Source organism: Leisingera sp. CC-HEC096, from assembly GCF_059429235.1.
The window spans coordinates 1271410-1289202 of record NZ_JCAIJS010000001.1 but is presented as its reverse complement, the minus strand read 5'-3'; the positions used below and the strand labels follow the sequence as shown (position 1 = coordinate 1289202).

Genomic DNA, 17793 nt, shown 5'->3' with positions numbered 1-17793 from the left:
AAGGCCGGGCAGCGTCCGCCCTCCCCCACGGGGAGGGCGCTGCCCTCACCGTGATCAGGCAGGCGTCTTGAAATGCTTGGACAGCTTCAGCCCTTGGCCCTGGTAGTTCGACGCAATCCCCGCGCCATAGAGCTGCTCCGGCACCTCGGCCATCTTCTCATAGACCAGGCGGCCCACCACCTGGCCATGCTCCAGCACAAACGGCGCCTCGTGGCAGCGCACCTCCAGCACTCCGCGTGACCCGGCACCGCCCGCCGCGTCATGGCCGAAACCGGGATCGAAGAACCCCGCGTAATGCACCCGGAACTCTCCCACCATCGCCAGATAGGGCGCCATCTCGGCGGCAAAGGCGGGCGGGATATGCACCGCCTCGCGGCTCACCAGGATATAGAACGCGCCGGGGTCCAGGATGATGCGGCCATCCTTGGTCCGCACCTCTTCCCAGTATTCCTGCGGGTCGTATTCACCAATCCGGTCGAGGTCGATCACGCCGGTATGCGGCTTGGCGCGGTAGCCGACCAGATCGGTGCCCGGCAGTTTCAGATCGACGGAAAAGCCCAGCCCGTCCTCGATCACGGCCTCGCCATCGACCAGCGGGGTCCCTGCGTGCAGCATCTTCAGTTCCGCGTCCGACAGCACCGCCTGGCCGCGGCGGAACCGGATCTGGTTCAGCCGCATTCCTGGCCGCACCAGCACCGAGAAGGAGCGCGGGCAGATCTCTGCATACAGCGGGCCGGTGTACCCTGGCTTGATCCGGTCGAACTCCTCGCCGCCGTCGGTGATGGTGCGGGTCAGGAGGTCCAGCCGCCCGGTCGAACTCTTGGCATTGGCCACCGCCGACACATCCTGCGGCAGCGCCAGCCCCTCCATCAGCGGCACCACGTAAACACAGCCCTTTTCCAGCACCGCACCGCCATCCAGGCTGATCCGGTGCATCTCGAATTCCGTCAGGCGGTCTGAGACACTGCGGCCCTGGCCCGCCAGGAAGGACGCGCGCACCCGGTAGGCCACATTGCCCAGCCGCAGGTCGAGGCTGGCAGGCTGCACCTGACCCTCCACCAGCGGGGTGCTGACGGTGATCTCACCGCGCTCCAGCATGTTTTCAATGGTTTGGCTGGGCAAAACGCCTGTCATTTCCTGTCCCCCTCCGCGCCGGCTTTGCGGCGATGCTGGCCCAATCGGCCCTGCTGCGCAATCGGCAAATCAGGGCCGGGATATGAAAACGCCCGGGTGCCGAAGCACCCGGGCGTTTTTCAAATGGTCGGGCTAGCAGGACTCGAACCTGCGACCTTCCGTCCCCCAGACGGACGCGCTACCAGGCTGCGCCATAGCCCGTTGAAGAGCCTTCTAACCGTTTTCACGGCAGGGGCAAGAGGGCGCGGCAAGATTTTTTCGGTCCCCGCAAAGAAATTCAGTCGGCTGAGGCAGTTGCGGCGCCGAAGCCCTGAGACTGCGGTTTTCCGGCGCGGGGCACAGCCCGGAAATCAAGTGATTTCCTGACTGGATTCCCGTGCACCTGAAACCGCCTCCCGTGCGGTCAATGCGCGCAGTTTTTCGGCGCAGGCGGCGATCTCTTCCAAAGTCTGCGGCGGCAGGCTCCGGATCGCGGCCAGATGGGCCAGAACAGCATGATGCGGCGCAGCGGGGGCAGGGGAGGGATCCGCCGCCTCCTGCAAAGGCGGTTCTGCTGCCTCTGGTGCAGGCGCTTCTGCTGCCTGTGGTGCAGGCGGTTCTGCTGCCTCCGGCACAGGCGGTTCTGCTGCCTCCGGCACAGGTGGTTCTGCTGCCTCCGGCACAGGCGATTCAGCTGCCTCTGGCGCAGCCGGTTCTGCCGGATCTGGCGCAGACAGTTCCGCCGCTTCCGGCACAGGTGGTTCCGCCATCTCCGGCAGAGGCGTTTCCGCGGCTTCCGGCGTTGGCAGTTGTTCTGCCGCCAGGCTGTCTTGCGGCGTTTCCGCCTCAGGGGACACGTCGGCATCAGGGTCAAAGCCAGAGGCGAATTCCATCGCATCCACCTGCCGCGCGGCCTCGTCCAGATCATGCGGCGGGAAGGCGGCCGCAGGGTCAGCTTCCGTATCCACGTTTTCCCCGGAGCCGCTCACCGGCAGAGAGGCGGCGGCCGGCTCGGCACCGCTGCCAAACTCCAGCGGCATATCAGGCTGCAGCCCGGCCGCAGCAACCAGAGTATCCTCTGCTGGCGCCGTTTCGGCTTCAACGGCCGAGAGCGGGGGCATGTCCTCCGCCTGGCCAGCCTCTGCAGCCGTCTGGTATTCCTCCTCGGGCCCGGAAGCAGCCACCGGCTCAGGGTCTGCGGCGGGTTCCGGGGCGATGCCTTCTCCGGAGTGTTCAGTGCGGTTAGGGCTGTCCAGCCGTTCCGGCTCCGCCTGCGGCCCGGCTTCGCCAGGCTGCAGAGTGGCCGTGCCGGCGGAAGCTTCCTCTGGCATCTCCGCCACGTCCTGCGCAGCTAGTTCCACCGGCGAATCCAGCACCGGCGCTTGCGGTTCCGCACTAGACGAAGCCCGCCGGGTCAGCCCTGCAGGAGCTGACTGCGCGGATGGCGTCTCTGCTGCGGAAGCAGGGTCTTCCGGCAGATCCTGCTCCTGGCTGGCTTCAGGTTCTGCATGGGAAACGTCCATGTCACCTTGCAGCGGGTCCACCATGTCAGTGGGGGCAGCCACGTGATCCGGCGCGGTGATTGCCTCAGCAGCCTGGGCGTCCTCAGATACTAACGGTGCGGCGTCTTGCGGCGCTTCATCTGCGGCAGCCGCTGGCATCTCAAGCTGCTCAGGGTGTTCCGCCGCTGCCGGCGCCTGCGGGGCTGCTGGCGGTTCATCTGCGGCCTCGCCGGCCTCCTTGCCGGCGGCTTCTGCCGAGGGGGCGTCTTCGGGCGCAGCCTCTGCGCTGGTATCGTTCCACGGTGAGGCGGCCCCCGTTTCCGCCATCGCAGCGGGGTGGTCCTCCTCAGCAGCAGTGTCATCCGCCGCCGCTTCGTCGGCAGACACTGTGCCGGAGCCGGGCTGGCCCAGCTCAGGCTCTGCCGCTTCCTCTGTTTCTGCCTCGTCGGCGGGGTGGCTCAGGTCCATCCGCATCTGCGGCTCTTGCGCTGCTTCCGGGCCTTCCGGCTCTGCGGGAGCGGGCTCAGAAACTGTGTCCGGAGCGTTTTCCGGGGCCGCAGGGCTCATCTCTACGGGGGCGGCGGCGCTCTCCTGCGAGGTGCCGCTTGCCGCGGCGTCCGGGTCCGCTCCGCCGGCGGTCTGTTGCGGGAAGCCAACCACATTGCTGGGGCCAAGGCCGGAACCGGCCTCATCCTGCGCGGCCAGCTCGTGGCTCAGGTCCAGAGAGCTTTGCCAGTCATCACCCAGCTTGTCTGCGGGCGGGACCGCGGCAGCCCGGTCCTCGGCGGTGGCGTCGAGGGAATGGGAAAACTCCGCCACATGGGCGACGCCATGCTCGCGCAGCAGTGCCTGCACCTCCTTGATCGACATTCCGTCGTCGTGCAGCAGTTTCTTGATGCCGCCCAGCAGCTGCATGTCCGCAGGCCTGTAATAGCGGCGCCCGCCGGCGCGCTTCACAGGTTTGATCTGGGTGAACTTGCTCTCCCAGAAGCGCAGGACATGCGCCTGCACGCCCAGCCAATCCGCAACTTCGCTGATGGTGCGGAAGGCGTCCGGTGATTTTGACATGGCTCAATTGGTCCCGTTATTTACGGTTGCCGTCTGCCACGCGGTCTTTCATCAGGTGGGAGGGCCGGAAGGTCAGCACGCGGCGCGGCTGGATCGGCACTTCTTCGCCGGTCTTCGGGTTTCGCCCGACCCTGGCAGACTTGTCCCTTACGCTGAATGTCCCGAACGAGGAGATCTTCACCTGTTCACCGCGCACCAGGGCGTCCGACATATGCTGCAGCATGCTTTCCACCAGCTGCGCGCTTTCGTTGCGCGACAGGCCAACTTCCCGGAAAACTGCTTCACTCAAATCCATTCGTGTCAGTGTTTTTTCGCCCATACCAATCCCCGTTGTTTGCCAAAGCATATGGCGCGGGGAAATTCCCTGTCAATATCAATGAATTGCGCGGGGTGTTTCGGGCAGGAATCCGGGCGGAAAGGTTACCAGCGCAGCACAACAGCACCCCAGGCCAGGCCGCCGCCGATGGCCTCGGTCACGATCAGGTCGCCTTCTTTGATCTGGCCGCGCTCTTTGCCGACAGACAGGGCAAGCGGAATGGAGGCGGCGGAGGTATTGCCGTGATCCTGCACGGTTACCACCACGTTGTCCATGCTCAGCCCCATTTTCTTGGCCGTGCCCTGGATGATGCGGATGTTGGCCTGATGCGGCACGATCCAGTCCACATCTGCCGCCGAAAGCCCGGCGCGGTCCAGTGCGGTGTTCGCGGTAGAGGCGAGTTTTTCGACTGCATGGCGGAACACCTGGTTGCCCTGCATCCGCAGATGGCCGGTCGACTGGGTCGACGATACGCCGCCGTCAACATACAGCAAATCCTTGTAGCGGCCGTCCGAGTTGAGGTCGGTGGCCAGAATGCCCCGGTCCTTGTTGGTGCCTGCCAGCTCCTGGCCCTCCAGCAGCAGCGCCCCGGCGCCATCGCCGAACAGCACACAGGTGGAGCGGTCGGTCCAGTCCATGATCCGGCTGAAGGTCTCGGCGCCGATCACCAGCACCCGCTCCGCCTGGCCCGAGGCGATCAGCGCGTTGGCGTTGCTCAGCGCATAGACAAAGCCGGCACAGACCGCCTGCACGTCAAAGGCAAAACCCTTGGTCATACCCAGCTTGGATTGCACCATGGTAGCGGCAGACGGGAAGGTGAGGTCGGCGGTTGAGGTTGCCACCACGATGGCGTCCACGTCTTCAGACGTCAGGCCAGCGTCAGCCAAAGCGCGCTCAGCAGCTTTGGCAGCCATATCCGATGTGGTCTCTCCCTCAGCGGCGAAATGGCGGCGTTCGATGCCGGACCGGGATCGGATCCATTCATCCGATGTATCCAGCGAGGCCTCGAATTCCGCGTTTTCAACCACCCTTTCAGGGAGATAGTGGCCTATGCCAACAACTACCGCGCGTCGCGTCATCCGGTGCCTGCCTATTTCAGTCTTTATCGGTGGCCGCCCGCAGGGTGCGGGGGGCAGTATTATCTTGGGTATGCGCGCCGGCAGATGCAACCCGCGCGGCCAGTTTTTCGGCGAATCCGTGCTGAGCCAGGCGGAAGGCGAGCTTCACCGCCGCCGAGACACCGGTGGCGTCCGCGCCGCCGTGGGATTTCACCACAGTGCCGTTGAGGCCCAGAAAGACGCCGCCGTTAACCCGGCGCGGGTCCATCCGCTTGGACAGCCGCTTGAGCGAGGTCATCGCCAGCAGCGCCGCAATCTTGGACAGGAAGGAATACTGGAACGCCTCGCGCAGCGCAGTGCGCATCACGCGGGCGGTGCCTTCGCCGGTCTTGATCGCCACATTGCCGGTGAACCCATCGGTGACGATCACATCCGCCACGTCGCCGGGGATGTCGCTGCCCTCGACAAAGCCCACAAAATCATAGCTGGCCTGCGCAGCATTGTCGGTGATCAGCCCAAAGGCCTCTTTCAGCTCGGCGCGGCCCTTGTGCTCTTCGGTGCCGACATTCAGCAAGCCCACGCGGGGGCGTGAAATGTCCATCGAGTTGCGCACATAAGAGGTGCCCATCAGGGCGTATTGCAGCAGATCCTCGGCATCCGCCTTCACGTCGGCGCCGACATCCAGCATCACGTTGAACCCCTGCGGATTCAGCGACGGCCACAGGATGGCGATTGCCGGGCGGTTGACGCCCGGAAGCTTGCGCAGGCGCAGCATCGACAGCGCCATCAGCGCGCCGGTGTTGCCGCAGGAGACCGCGCCGGCGGCCTCGCCTTGCTTGACCGCCTCCAGGGCGGCCCACATCGAGGTGCCCTTGCCGTTGCGCATCACCTGGGAGGGCTTGTCCTCCATCGTCACCACGTCGCGGGCATCGCGAATTTCCACGCGGCCCTTTAGGGCGCGCTTTTTCGCGACCAGAGGTTTCAGCTGCTCGGCAGGACCGTGCAGGATGAACCCGATATCCGGGTTCTTCTGTGCCGACATGTCAATGCCGGCCACCACAACAGCGGGGCCGGCGTCTCCGCCCATGGCGTCGACAGAAATGATGATGCGGCCGGCTTCTGCCTGATTTTTCGCGGGTTTACCCGTCATGCGAAAGCCTGCCTGGCATCAGGATCCTGTCCGTGGCTTACGCCGCGTCCTCATCGATCTCGATTTCGTCAGCTGCCGCGACGATTTCCTTGTCGTCGTAATGGCCGCAGGACGGGCACACGTGGTGCGGGCGCTTCAGCTCGCCGCAGTTGCCGCATTCGTTCGGGTTCGCAGCAACCAGTGCATCGTGCGCGCGGCGGTTGTTGCGGCGCGATTTGGATACTTTGTTCTGTTGGACGGCCATGTCTCAACCTTTGTCTGTTTGGGCCTTGGGGCCATCCCCGCGGCGCGATTGCATTCGTGTTCGATCGGTGTGACGTGCGTTTAGGCGTCTGCCTAAGCATTGTCCAACCAAAAATTCCGATGAGCGCGCGAAAATACTGCGAATCTCCGGCGGCGCAAGGTGTTTTTTAGGGCAGCGCCGCGCCCGGCGCCAGAAACAATTTCCGCATGTGCGAAAAAACTGCCTTTAGTCCTCATCTTTCAGGTGCCCGCGCAGCGCGGCGAGGCCGGCAAAGGGCTTGGTGTCCTCGTCCCGCATCGGCGCCACGCCGTCTTCGGCATAGACCGCTTCGCCAAGTTCGGCGCCGTCCTTGCGCGGGTAGGGCGGGATATGCAGCGCCAGCGCCTCGGCCATCACTGCGGCGGGGTCAATGTGGCTGCCCAGCGGCTCGATGCTGTCGTCCTCGGGCATTTCCACTTCGGCGCCTTCCGGCGTCTCGAAGCGGGCCACATAGGTGAGGCTGACCTTTTCCTCGATCCGGGTGGTCACCGGCTCCAGCGTCACCACGCAGTCCTGAACCACGGTGGCGCCCAGGCTGCCGGTCAGCTGCCAGTCGCGCTTGCCCATGGCCTTGACCTCTCCGGTGAAGCGGACCTTGCGCAGGGCGTTTACCCCCAGCGCTGCGGCCAGGGCGGCCAGCTCCTCCTTGCCCGGGGTGATTTCAAAGGCGGTCGGGGTGTTCTGCGGCAGGTCCGCCACCCGCAAAGCGGTGCTCTCAGACATGTTAGGGGACTTTCGTTTCTTGAACCGGAAGCGGTCATTAGGTAATCGGGTTGAAAGACGTATTCAAGCCGCGCAGTGCGGCGCGGCTCGGGGGGCCCTCATGTTTGCAAAGGCGTTTCATTACAAGTCCGTTTTGCGCGGCGCGGTATTTGCGGCCGCCGGGCTGGCGCTGGCGGCCTGCACGTCGGTCTACCGCAAGCATGGCTATGTGCCGACGCCCGGCCAGCTGGCCGAGGTGGTTCCGGGGATCGATACAAGGGATTCGGTGGCCGAAACCATCGGCGTGCCGTCCTCGACCGGTGTGCTGAACGACAGCGGTTACTACTATGTGGCCACCCGGTTCCGCCACTATGGCGCCGCCGCGCCGGAACCGGTGGCGCGGGACCTGGTGGCAATCAGCTTTGACGCCCAGGGCGTTGTGGAAGGGATCCGGCGCTACAGCCTGGAAGACGGCAAGGTGGTGCCGCTGGAGCGCCGGGTGACCAGTTCCGGCGTGCAGGACAGCACCTTCCTGCGCCAGCTGCTGGGCAACCTTGGCAACTTCGGCCCCGGTCAGATCCTGAACACCGAGTAAGCCGGCTTTACCGCCGTGCTGCAGCGCCTATGTCAGGATATGCGCGCCGCTGCAGCGCGGGCTTGCAGCAGGGGGCAGCCATGGCCGAGCCGGAGATTTTGCTGAGCAAAGGGCAATACAGCGCCCGTCTTGCCTGCGGAGCGGCGGATATCGCTGCGGCGCAAAACCTTCGGGCCCTGTGTTTCCGGACCGTTGGAACAGATTGCGACGCCTTCGACGGCATCTGCGCGCATGTTCTGGTCGAACATGCCATGACCGGTGAGCTGGTCTGCTGTTTCCGGCTGCTGGTGCTGGAGCGCGGCGCGGACCTGGGCCGCAGCTATGCAGCGCAATTCTATGACTTGCCGGGGCTTCTGAGCTTCACGGGCCGGATGGCCGAGCTGGGCCGCTTCTGTATCCACCCGGACTGGCATGACCCGGATATCCTGCGCATCGCCTGGGGGGCGATCACAGGCCTGGTTGACGGGCAGGGGGTGCAGATGCTGTTTGGCTGCTCGTCCTTTGGCGGCACCTCCGCGGCGCCTTATCAGGACGCCTTTGCACTGCTCCGGCAGCGGCACCTGGCACCGCCCCGCTGGCGGCCGGGGGTGAAAGCGCCTGAGGTGGTCCGCTACGGCGCGGACCGGCAGCGGGAGCCGGATGCGAAACAGGCGGTGCAAGCCATGCCGCCGCTGCTGCGCACCTATTTGGCAATGGGCGGCTGGGTCAGCGATCACGCGGTGGTGGACCGGCAGATGAACACGCTTCATGTATTCACCGGACTGGAAATCGGCGCGATCCCGGAGGCCCGCAAACGGGTTCTGCGGGCCGTGGCCGGGTGATTTTGAGTATTTTTGGAAAGATGAACGGTGAGCGTTGACGCGATTTTGCCGCCGGGGTAGCTGGCTGGCATGGCACGTATTCCTCTTTTGCAGATGTCCGGCATTTCCCTCACCTTTGGGGGCGATCCGGTTTTCGCCAACCTCGATCTGGTGGTGCAGCCCGGCGACCGGGTGGCGCTGGTGGGCCGCAACGGTTCGGGAAAATCCACGCTGATGAAGGTGATGGCGGGGATTGTTGAAGCCGACCAGGGCGATATCGTGGTGCCGCCAGGCAAATCCGTGGGCTACATGGAGCAGGACCCCAAGATGGAGGGGTTTGCGACGCTGGGCGACTTTGCCGCCAGCGAGCTGGACCCCGGCGAGATGTACAAGGTGGAGCGTGCGGGCGAGGGGCTGAAGTTCGATCCCGCGCGGCCCGTCGGGACCGCCTCGGGAGGGGAGCGCCGCCGCGCCGCGCTGGCCAAGCTGATGGCCGAGGCACCGGACCTGATGCTGCTGGACGAGCCGACCAACCATCTGGATATCGAGGCGATCACCTGGCTGGAGAACGAGCTGAAGGCGACCCGCGCGGCGTTTGTGCTGATCTCCCACGACCGGGCGTTCCTGCGGGCGCTGACTCGCGCCACCCTGTGGGTGGACCGCGGCGAGGTGCGGCGGCAGGAGAAGGGGTTCGAGCATTTCGAAGCCTGGCGCGACAAGGTCTGGGAAGATGAGGACATGCAGCGCCACAAGCTGAACCGGCTGATCAAGTCGGAAAGCCGCTGGGCGGTGGAGGGCATCTCTGCCCGGCGCAAGCGCAACATGGGGCGGGTGCGGGCGCTGCAGGATCTGAAGGCGGAACGCTCTGCCCAGATCAAGCGGCAAGGCGCTGCCGAGATGGCGCTGGAAGCAGGCCCCAAGTCGGGCCGCAAGGTGATCGAGGCCGAGGGGCTGAGCAAGGCGTTCGGCGGCAAGCAGATCGTCAAGGATTTCTCGCTGAAGGTTCAGCGCGGCGACCGGGTTGCCTTTGTCGGCCCGAATGGCGCCGGGAAGACCACGCTGTTGAAGATGCTGCTGGGCATGGAAGAGCCGGATGCCGGCAAGGTTCAGCTGGGCACCAATCTGGAAATCGCGCTTTTCGACCAGACCCGCGACCAGCTGGACGGCGATTCGACCCTTTGGGAGAACCTGACTGCCGACCCCTTGCTGGGGATTTCAGGCAAGGCGGATCAGGTGATGGTGCGCGGCCAGCCCAAACATGTTGTCGGCTACCTCAAGGAATTCCTGTTCGACGAACGCCAGGCGCGGGCGCCGGTACGCTCCTTGTCGGGCGGTGAGAAGGCGCGGCTCTTGCTGGCGCGGCTGATGGCGCGGTCCTCAAACCTTTTGGTCTTGGATGAACCGACCAACGACCTGGATGTGGAGACGCTGGACCTGTTGCAGGAGCTCTTGGACAATTACGACGGCACCGTGCTGCTGGTGAGCCACGACCGGGATTTCCTGGACCGGGTGGCGACCACGACGATTGCGATGGAAGGCAACGGGCGGGCCACGGCCTATGCCGGTGGCTGGAGCGACTACATCGCGCAGCGCGGGCCGCTGGAGGTGGCGGAACGGCCTGAGAAGGTGAAGGCAGCCAAGCCCAAACCCAAGCAGGAGAGCCAGCCCAAGGACGGGCTCAGCTTCAAGGAGAAGCACCGGCTGGAGGCGCTGCCGGGCGAAATCGAGCGGCTGGAAGCGGAGATCGGCAAGCTGCAGGAGCTGATGGCGGATCCGGAACTGTTCACCCGCGAGCCGGTCAAGTTCAAGAAAGCCACCGAGGCGCTGGTGGAGCGGCAGGAAAAGCTGGCGGCGGCCGAGGAAGAATGGCTGCTGCTGGAGGAAAAGGCCGAAGGCTGAAGCGGCTTTTTAATTAGGGCAGCGAGGCTGACCAAATGTTTCGCGCGCGAAACATTTGGTCAAAGTTGCTGCCGTAAAGCTTTGGAATTCATTAGGAAATGCTAAGCGCAGGTTGAGGCGGCGGGCGCTGCCTTGATCGTCCGTTTACCTGTGCCGGGGGCGGGCGGGATTGCCGGTCACGGTTTCACCTGCTGCGACATCCTTGGTCACAACTGCGCCTGCGCCGACAATGGCGCCATCGCCGATGGTGACGCCCGGCAGGATGATGGCGCCGCCGCCGATCCAGACATCGGCCCCGAGGGTGACGGGGTATGCAATTTCGAGGCCTTTCGCCCGCAAGTTCCTGTCTTTGTGGTGCTGGGCACAGTAGATCTGCACGTTCGGTCCCATCATGGTGCCGTCGCCGATGGTCACGGGCGCAGTGTCCAGAATGGTGCAGCCCGCGTTCATGTAGACGTTCTTGCCGAGGCTGATGTTGATGCCATAGGCGCAGTGAAACGGCGCCTCGATCAGGCAGTTTTTACCGTGGCCGGCAAAGAGCTTGGCGAGCGGCGGGCTGAGTCTTTCAGCCGGATCAGGGGCCGCCATGTTGTGCTGGTGCACCGCAACGCGGGCCTGGTGGCGCAACGCGGAGAGTTCGCTGTCCAGGCAACAGTACCACTCGCCCGCCTGCATTTTCTGCCGTTCTGTTTTGTGCATCGCGGCCTCCTGACCGGAGTGAATTGCGGAGCGCAGGGATTGTCAATTGCGGCAATGCTCCCGCGCCCGCAGGTGCCCTGGCTGCGCCAAGGCGCCTTCGTGCGGCCTTGGGCCGCGCATTGCTGCGCAATGAAGAAGAAACTGCTGAGAAGCGCTTGAGGGGCAGGTTTGCCCCTCAAGACGCCATTTCGATTGTGTGATCCGCCGTTTGCGCGTCAAGGGTGAACCGTGCTGCGCACGGCGGCGTTGCCGCCCTTGACCCGCACCCACCGGCAGGGGCGTCAGCGCATGCGCAGGGCGCCGTCGATGCGGATGACTTCGCCGTTCAGGTAGCCCATTTCGACGATGAAACCCGCCAGACGGCCGTATTCGCGCGGGTCGCCCAGGCGGGCGGGGTTGGGGACGTCTGCGGCCAGCTGCTGCTGCACCTCTTCCGGCAGGCCGGCCAGCATCGGGGTCATGAAGATGCCGGGTGCGATGGTCATCACGCGGATGCCGGAGGACGCCAGGTCGCGCGCCATCGGCAGGCACATGCCCGCGACGCCGCCCTTGGAAGCGGCATAGGCGGCCTGGCCCTTTTGGCCGTCGAAGGCTGCGATGGAGGCGGTGTTGATGATCACGCCGCGGGCGCCGTCATCGTCGGGCGTGTTCTTGGCGATCTCGACAGCGGCCAAGCGGGCGACGTTGAAGGTGCCGACCAGGTTGATGTCGATGGTGCGCTTGTAGGCGTCCAGGGGGTGCGCGCCGTCCTTGCCGACTGTCTTGGCGCCGATGGCGATGCCCGCGCAGTTCACGCAGGCGGTGATCTTGCCCATCTTTTCCACCGCGTGTGCGATGGCGGCGGAAACAGAGTCTTCGCTGGTCACGTCGGTCTGGGCGAAGTGGCCGCCGATTTCCTCTGCCACCTGGGTGCCGCGTTCGGCGTCGCGGTCGAGGATGGTTACCTGGGCGCCTTGTTCGGCGAAATAGCGCGCGGTGGCCTCACCCAGGCCCGAAGCGCCGCCGGTGATGACGGCTGCGGTGTCTGCAAGTTTCATGAGCGGGGCTCCTCCCGATTATCTGAACATTTGTTCATATAATGCAGGCTGCGCCTGCCTGTCCAGCGGGACGGGGCGTCGCGGCACAGGGGCGCGGAAGTCAGCCGGCCATCAGGCGGCGGTCGAGGGCCGCCAGCGGACGCAGCAGGCGGCCGAGCGGCGGCCACCAGCCCCAGGTGCCGCCCAAACGGTGCAGCCTGGCGCCGGTGCCGAGTTTGAACCGGGCGAGGCCGGGGGTGTCTTCGGTATTGATCAGGCCGAGGTCGAGCTGGCGGATGCCCTTGGCGGAGAGCCAGCTGGCGGCCTCCCAGAGCAGCCGGTTATGGGCGCTGAGCTGCTTGCCGCGGGCGGTGGTGTGGGCGATGTGATAGGTGGCGGTGCTGCCGTGCAGCAGGATCAGGATAGCGGCCACGGGTTCCTTCCCCTCGAAAGCCTGGAACAGCTTAGCCTGGCCCTTGTTCTGTTGCGCATAGGCAAGGGTGAGGCCGATCGGCCAGCTGCGGTAGCCGCGGCTGCCCTGCTGTTTGGCGTCAGCTGCGAACAGCCAGTGGCCAGGGTCATGCGGCAGGTTCTGGCGGGTGAGGCGCAGGTCCTGGGATTCGCCGTGTTTCAAGCGGTTGCGCCATTTCTGGTGCAGCGCGGCGCGGCGCTGGTCCGGGGGGGTGGAGAGGTCCAGCAGCGCTGCATGGGCCGGGCTCATCAGCGGCACCGCGCCGATGCGGGCCAGCTCCGGCGCCGGGGTTTCCGGAGACAGGATCAGGGGCGTGCGGCCCAGGCCGTGCGCCTGCAGCGCCTCCCGCAGGGATGCCGGTTCCGCAATGACTGCACGGTTTACCATGGCCAGCTGCAGGCCGCCTGGCAGCCGCTGCCGCAGCAACAGCGTGTCCTGCAATTGCGGTAAGGTGACCGGCGCCTGGCCGCAGGCGCGCAAAGCCCGGGCGAATTCAGGGCTTTGCTGGAGTGCGCAGGTGCGGTTGAGGGCGCTCCGGGCTTGCGGCATGGAGAGGTCTGGGGCGGCATCATACATGCCCCGCATTAACGCGCTGGAAACCTAAATCAGGGTTAATGAGCGCATGAAAAATTCAAAACAGATCATGGGGCAGGCGGCGGCTGCGCCGCGGATGACCAAGTCGGCGGCGCTCCTGATTGCCACCGGCCTGTCGGTGCCGGTGTTTGTGCTGCTGACGCTGCTGGAGGCGCTGCTGTTCTGAAACGGCCGGGCAAGCTCCCGCGCCCGCGGGCGCATTGGCTGCGCCACTGCGCCTTTGTGCGGCCTTGGGCCGGGCGCCGCTGCGCGGCGCGCTGCTGCACAGCAGATAGGTTGCTGAGAGGCGCTCAAGGTCAAGTCTGCCCTTAAGCGCCTGTTCCAGTCTATCCCGTCCAGCTCCGCCTCAAGGGTAAACCGTGCTGCGCACGGCCGCTGGAGCGGCCCTTGACCCGGTGCTGGCCTGATGGCAGCCGTAGCCAGCGAGGCGCTGCCGCGCCGCGCGGCGCGCGGTGCCGGGCCAACCATGAAGGCTCATCTTTAACGGGGCTGGAATGGGCGGGAGAGCCTGGCGGCAACAAAAAAAGGGAGCGCAGAGGCTCCCTTTTTCCGTTCCATGCCAGACGGTTCAGCCGTCCAGCCGCACCAGGGCATGGCGCTTCTTGCCAGCGCTCAGCTTGATCGGCGAGGACAGGGCGCCCGCGTCGATCATCAGGCCTGCATCCGTCAGCGGCTGATCGTCGATCCTGGCGCCGTTCTCGGCAATCAGGCGCTTGGCATCCTTGCCGGATTTGGCAAGGCCGGATTTCACGATCAGCTGCACGATCGAGATGCCGTCACCCAAGTCTGCCGACGACAGCGAGAGGGTAGGCAGGTCGTCGCCCACACCGCCCTTTTCAAACACCTCGCGCGCGGTGGCTTCCGCCGCCGCCGCCGCTTCGGCGCCATGGCAGAGGGTGGTCACCTCATTGGCCAGGATCACCTTGGCGGCGTTGATCTCGGACCCTGCCAGCGCGCCCAGGCGCTCGCATTCCCCGACCGGCAGCTCGGTGTAGAGCTTGAGGAAGCGGCCCACGTCCGCATCGGTGGTGTTGCGCCAGAACTGCCAGAACTCATACGGCGAGCGCATGTCGGCGTTGAGCCAGATTGCGCCGTCGGCGGTCTTGCCCATCTTCTTGCCGTCCGAGGTGGTCAGAAGCGGCGAGGTGAGGCCATAGACCTCGTGGTCGATCACCCGGCGGGTGAGGTCGATGCCGTTAACGATATTGCCCCATTGGTCGGAACCGCCCATCTGCAGGATGCAGCCGTAGCGGCGGTTCAACTCCATGAAGTCATAGGCTTGCAGGATCATGTAGTTGAATTCGAGGAACGAGAGCGACTGCTCGCGGTCGAGGCGGGACTTCACGCTTTCGAACGACAGCATCCGGTTCACCGAGAAATGGCGGCCGATGTCGCGCAGGAATTCCAGGTAGTTCAAGCCGTCCAGCCATTCGGCGTTGTTCAGCATCAGCGCCTTGTTCGGCGCGTCGCTGTCATAGTCGATGTAGGCGGAGAACACCTTCTTGATGCCCGCGATATTGTCGTCAATCTGCGCTTCGGTCAGCAGCGGGCGCTCGTCCGCGCGGAAGGAGGGGTCGCCCACCTTGGTGGTGCCGCCGCCCATCAGGGTGATCGGCTGGTGGCCGGTCTTCTGGAACCAGCGCAGCATCATGATCTGGATAAGCGAGCCGACGTGCAGCGACTTGGCTGTCGCGTCAAAGCCGATATAGGCCGGGCGCACACCTTGCAGCAGGGCCTCATCCAGCCCCTGATAATCGGTGCAGTCCGCGAGGAACCCGCGTTCCATCATGACTGCGACGAAATCCGATTTCGGTGTGTAGGTCATAACATGCCTCGGTCTATGGTTTTGCACCATGCCCTATAAATCGCATTGGCGCCGGTTGGAACCTGTTTTCCCGGCAAAATATGCGCTGTAGTGTGGCGCGCAAACGGGCGGAACGGCCCGGTTCTGTGAGAGGGGCAGGGGCGATGAGCAAGGCCATTGCGAAAACAGGTGCGGTCAGGGCGCTGGGGGCGATGAGCGGCACCTCGCTGGACGGGGTGGATGCGGCTGTGGTTGTGACCGACGGCGCGCGCATTCACGGGTTCGGAGAGAGCAGCTACCGCGAGTATTCCGCAGAGGAGCGCAGCGTGCTGCGCGCGGGCCTGGGGAAATGGACCGGGCCGGAGGTGGAGGCCGCGGCCGAGGTCTGTGACGCAGCCCATGCCGCGGCGCTGGCGGCGTTCGGGGATGTGGAGATCGTCGGCTTTCACGGCCAGACCCTGGCCCATGCGCCGCGGCGGCAGGGGACGCTGCAGGTGGGTGACGGGGCGGCGCTGGCTGAGACCTTGGGCAAGCCGGTGGTCTGGGACTTCCGCTCAGATGATGTGACGATGGGCGGAGAGGGCGCGCCGCTGGCGCCGTTCTTTCACTTTGCCTGCGCGAAATACATTGGCGCGGAACGGCCCTTGTGTTTCCTGAACCTGGGGGGGGTGGGCAATCTGACCTATGTGGATCCGCGGTTTGAGCGGCCGGAGGAGCCGGGGGCATTGCTGGCCTTTGATACCGGGCCCGCCAACGCGCCGGTCAATGATCTGGTGCAGGAGCGGCTGGGCATTCCCTGGGATGCGGACGGCAAGGTTGCGCGGTCGGGCACTGTGGAAACCGGCGCGCTGGAGCTGTTTCTGGCCGAGCCGTACTTTGCAAGAATGCCGCCCAAATCTCTGGACCGGAACGATTTTGCGGAAATGGTCGGACTGGTCAATGAACTGAGCGACGCGGATGCTGCGGCGACCCTGATCGCCATGTGCGCAGCCGCTGTGGCGCAGGGAATGGAGCATTGCCCGGAGCCGCCGGAGATGGTGCTGGTCACTGGCGGCGGGCGGCATAACCCTGTGCTGATGGAGATGCTGCGGGTCTCGCTGGACTGCCCGGTGAAGCCGGTGGAGGACGCAGGCCTGGACGGCGACATGCTGGAGGCGCAGGCCTTTGCCCATCTGGCGGTGCGGGTGGCGCGCGGCATGCCAACCTCGGCGCCTGGCACCACTGGCGTCAGTGCCTGCGTCGGCGGCGGTGTGGTCAGCGTGCCGGGGGAGTGACCGGGTGCGTCCAGACGCAAGAATTTTCAGAAAATTCTTGCCAAATTTCTTCTGAAGAAATTTGCCGCCTGTGGCGCGCGGATCAGCGGGAAAGCTGGCGGAGGTAGTCTCCGGTGAACGCAGCATAGCCGTCCGACGTGGACTTCAGATACTCTTGGGTAATGGCGTGGAAGGCGGGCAGCTGGTGGAACGGCACGTTGGGGAATGAATGATGCTCGGCATGATAGGGCATGTTCCAGGCCAGGAAGCGCACCAGCCGGTTTGTGAAGGTGGTGCGGGAGTTTTCCAGCATGTTGGCAACAGGCGGGCAGAGGCCGTGTTCTGCCAGAAGATAGGCGCGCAGGACCGGCTGGCCGATCAGCAGCGGCACGATCCACAGCCACAGCAGCAGCGGTGACAGCAGAAGGCTGAGCAGCGCGGCGGCGTAAAGGGCCAGCAGCACCCGTGCTTCCAGCCGCATATCCGAGTGGCGGCGTTCCGGCAGGTAGGGCGCGCTGATCGTGCCGAAGGCGTTGCGCCAGAGGGTCCCGGCCATGCCGCGCCAATAGCCCCAGCCGCTCAGGTATTTGAACCACTGGGGTAAGGTGGACGGGCGCGGCCCGTACTCCAGTTCCGGGTCGCGTTCGGGGTCGTTGGTGTATTTGTGATGCGCCAGGTGGAAATAGCGGAACCAGGTGAAGGGCAGCGCGATGGCGAGGGCACAGGCATGTCCCGCGGCCTCGTTCAGCCATTTGCTGCGGAAGGGTGTCTGGTGGGTGCACTCGTGGCTGAGCGTGAACAGGAACACCAGCAATATGCCCTGCGGCAGCATCAGCAGCGGCCAGAGCGGCACTTGCAAGGCAATGCCTGCGGTGCAGGCGGCGAGGGCGGTCAGGTAGAGTGCCAGGTGGCGCAGGCCCGCTGCGTCGGAACGGGCCGTCAGGGCGGCCTTGGTCTCTGGCGGCAGCGATTTGATCAGGGCGGTGTGATCCAGTGCAGCAGGCATAGGGCAGTGTTGGACGCCCGGCGATTCGCTGCAAGGGGCGGGTCAGGCGCGGGGGATGTCGAAACCGGGCGCGGCCAGCTCGAAACCCCCGAACTGGAAACCGGGGGAGACGGTGCAGCTGACCAGCGTGTAGTCCCCGGTGCTGCGCGCCGCCTGCCAGTGGCCCTCCGGCACGATCAGCTGGGGCGCGCCATTGGTCAGGTCCGGGGTCAGCAGGTGGTCTTGCGCGGGACCCTCGTCCGTTGCCGCCATCGAGAGCACCAGCGGCGCGCCGGCGTGGTAGAGCCAGATCTCAGCAGCATCGACCCGATGCCAGTGGCTGGCTTCACCGGCCTTCAAAAGGAAGTAGATACAGGTGCCTGTCGGGCGGCCCTCATTCCCGGCGCGCCAGGTTTCCTTGTACCAGCCTCCCTCCGGGTGCTGCTGCAGGCCCAGGTGCTGGATGATCCGGTCTGCGTCCATT

Annotated in this window: 17 protein-coding genes, 1 tRNA gene and 1 pseudogene; 5 read left to right on the top strand and 14 right to left on the bottom strand. The window is 65.2% G+C overall.

What is annotated here, in order from left to right:
- Positions 1 to 54: 54 nt before the first annotated feature.
- The 8 genes and pseudogenes from AC5STI_RS06350 to AC5STI_RS06315 form a co-directional block, all read right to left on the bottom strand.
- Entirely contained in the window at positions 55 to 1134 is a 1080-nt protein-coding gene (locus AC5STI_RS06350) for a 2'-deoxycytidine 5'-triphosphate deaminase (RefSeq protein ID WP_495446066.1), read from the bottom strand.
- A 124-nt stretch (positions 1135 to 1258) separates the two neighbouring features.
- Positions 1259 to 1335, bottom strand: a tRNA-Pro gene (locus AC5STI_RS06345).
- 2093 nt (positions 1336 to 3428) lie between these two features.
- Positions 3429 to 3683, bottom strand: a pseudogene (locus tag AC5STI_RS06340) (MerR family transcriptional regulator); the annotation flags it as partial.
- Positions 3684 to 3699: 16 nt separating this feature from the next.
- Complete coding sequence (gene ihfA / locus AC5STI_RS06335) at positions 3700 to 4002, bottom strand: integration host factor subunit alpha (protein WP_008207184.1); 303 nt, start codon at positions 4000 to 4002, stop codon at positions 3700 to 3702.
- 101 nt (positions 4003 to 4103) lie between these two features.
- On the bottom strand, positions 4104 to 5078 hold the full coding sequence (locus tag AC5STI_RS06330; RefSeq protein WP_475052647.1) for a beta-ketoacyl-ACP synthase III: 975 nt from the start codon (positions 5076 to 5078) through the stop codon (positions 4104 to 4106).
- A gap of 16 nt (positions 5079 to 5094) precedes the next feature.
- Positions 5095 to 6207, bottom strand: coding sequence for a phosphate acyltransferase PlsX (gene plsX, locus AC5STI_RS06325; protein ID WP_475052644.1), 1113 nt, complete (start codon positions 6205 to 6207; stop codon positions 5095 to 5097).
- 37 nt (positions 6208 to 6244) lie between these two features.
- On the bottom strand, positions 6245 to 6451 hold the full coding sequence (gene rpmF, locus AC5STI_RS06320; RefSeq protein ID WP_008558107.1) for a 50S ribosomal protein L32: 207 nt from the start codon (positions 6449 to 6451) through the stop codon (positions 6245 to 6247).
- 225 nt (positions 6452 to 6676) lie between these two features.
- A complete protein-coding gene (locus AC5STI_RS06315; RefSeq protein ID WP_495446065.1) occupies positions 6677 to 7213 on the bottom strand; it encodes a YceD family protein in 537 nt (178 codons plus the stop codon).
- A gap of 100 nt (positions 7214 to 7313) precedes the next feature.
- Here AC5STI_RS06315 and AC5STI_RS06310 point away from each other — a divergent pair, with 100 nt between their 5' ends.
- The 3 genes from AC5STI_RS06310 to AC5STI_RS06300 all read left to right on the top strand — a co-directional run bounded on the left by AC5STI_RS06310 (position 7314) and on the right by AC5STI_RS06300 (position 10486).
- The gene (locus tag AC5STI_RS06310; RefSeq protein ID WP_495446064.1) at positions 7314 to 7787 is read left to right on the top strand and encodes an outer membrane protein assembly factor BamE; all 474 of its coding nucleotides are present in this window, start codon (positions 7314 to 7316) and stop codon (positions 7785 to 7787) included.
- 80 nt (positions 7788 to 7867) lie between these two features.
- Positions 7868 to 8608 carry a GNAT family N-acetyltransferase gene (locus AC5STI_RS06305; protein ID WP_495446063.1) on the top strand — a complete coding sequence of 247 codons (741 nt, stop codon included), beginning with the start codon at positions 7868 to 7870 and terminating at the stop codon, positions 8606 to 8608.
- Between the two features lie 69 nt (positions 8609 to 8677).
- Positions 8678 to 10486 carry an ABC-F family ATP-binding cassette domain-containing protein gene (locus AC5STI_RS06300; protein ID WP_495446062.1) on the top strand — a complete coding sequence of 603 codons (1809 nt, stop codon included), beginning with the start codon at positions 8678 to 8680 and terminating at the stop codon, positions 10484 to 10486.
- 144 nt (positions 10487 to 10630) lie between these two features.
- Here AC5STI_RS06300 and AC5STI_RS06295 read toward each other — a convergent pair whose 3' ends face one another.
- The 3 genes from AC5STI_RS06295 to AC5STI_RS06285 all read right to left on the bottom strand — a co-directional run bounded on the left by AC5STI_RS06295 (position 10631) and on the right by AC5STI_RS06285 (position 13249).
- Entirely contained in the window at positions 10631 to 11185 is a 555-nt protein-coding gene (locus AC5STI_RS06295) for a sugar O-acetyltransferase (RefSeq protein WP_495446061.1), read from the bottom strand.
- A gap of 281 nt (positions 11186 to 11466) precedes the next feature.
- Positions 11467 to 12222 (bottom strand): 3-hydroxyacyl-CoA dehydrogenase, encoded by a 756-nt coding sequence (locus tag AC5STI_RS06290; protein ID WP_495446060.1) that lies wholly within the window; start codon positions 12220 to 12222, stop codon positions 11467 to 11469.
- 100 nt (positions 12223 to 12322) lie between these two features.
- Positions 12323 to 13249: a GNAT family N-acetyltransferase gene (locus tag AC5STI_RS06285; protein WP_495446059.1), complete on the bottom strand. Its 927-nt coding sequence runs from the start codon at positions 13247 to 13249 to the stop codon at positions 12323 to 12325.
- A gap of 46 nt (positions 13250 to 13295) precedes the next feature.
- Here AC5STI_RS06285 and AC5STI_RS06280 point away from each other — a divergent pair, with 46 nt between their 5' ends.
- The gene (locus tag AC5STI_RS06280) at positions 13296 to 13433 is read left to right on the top strand and encodes a hypothetical protein (protein WP_495446058.1); all 138 of its coding nucleotides are present in this window, start codon (positions 13296 to 13298) and stop codon (positions 13431 to 13433) included.
- Between the two features lie 402 nt (positions 13434 to 13835).
- Here the strand turns inward: AC5STI_RS06280 and tyrS are convergent, their stop codons facing one another.
- On the bottom strand, positions 13836 to 15092 hold the full coding sequence (gene tyrS, locus AC5STI_RS06275; protein ID WP_495446057.1) for a tyrosine--tRNA ligase: 1257 nt from the start codon (positions 15090 to 15092) through the stop codon (positions 13836 to 13838).
- Between the two features lie 143 nt (positions 15093 to 15235).
- On the opposite strand from tyrS, the gene AC5STI_RS06270 reads away from it, so the two are divergent.
- Positions 15236 to 16345: an anhydro-N-acetylmuramic acid kinase gene (locus AC5STI_RS06270; RefSeq protein WP_495446056.1), complete on the top strand. Its 1110-nt coding sequence runs from the start codon at positions 15236 to 15238 to the stop codon at positions 16343 to 16345.
- A gap of 82 nt (positions 16346 to 16427) precedes the next feature.
- Here AC5STI_RS06270 and AC5STI_RS06265 read toward each other — a convergent pair whose 3' ends face one another.
- Entirely contained in the window at positions 16428 to 17330 is a 903-nt protein-coding gene (locus AC5STI_RS06265) for a fatty acid desaturase (RefSeq protein WP_495446055.1), read from the bottom strand.
- 42 nt (positions 17331 to 17372) lie between these two features.
- Positions 17373 to 17792, bottom strand: a complete 420-nt coding sequence (locus tag AC5STI_RS06260) for a cupin domain-containing protein (RefSeq protein ID WP_495446054.1) — start codon at positions 17790 to 17792, stop codon at positions 17373 to 17375.
- Position 17793 lies beyond the last annotated feature (1 nt).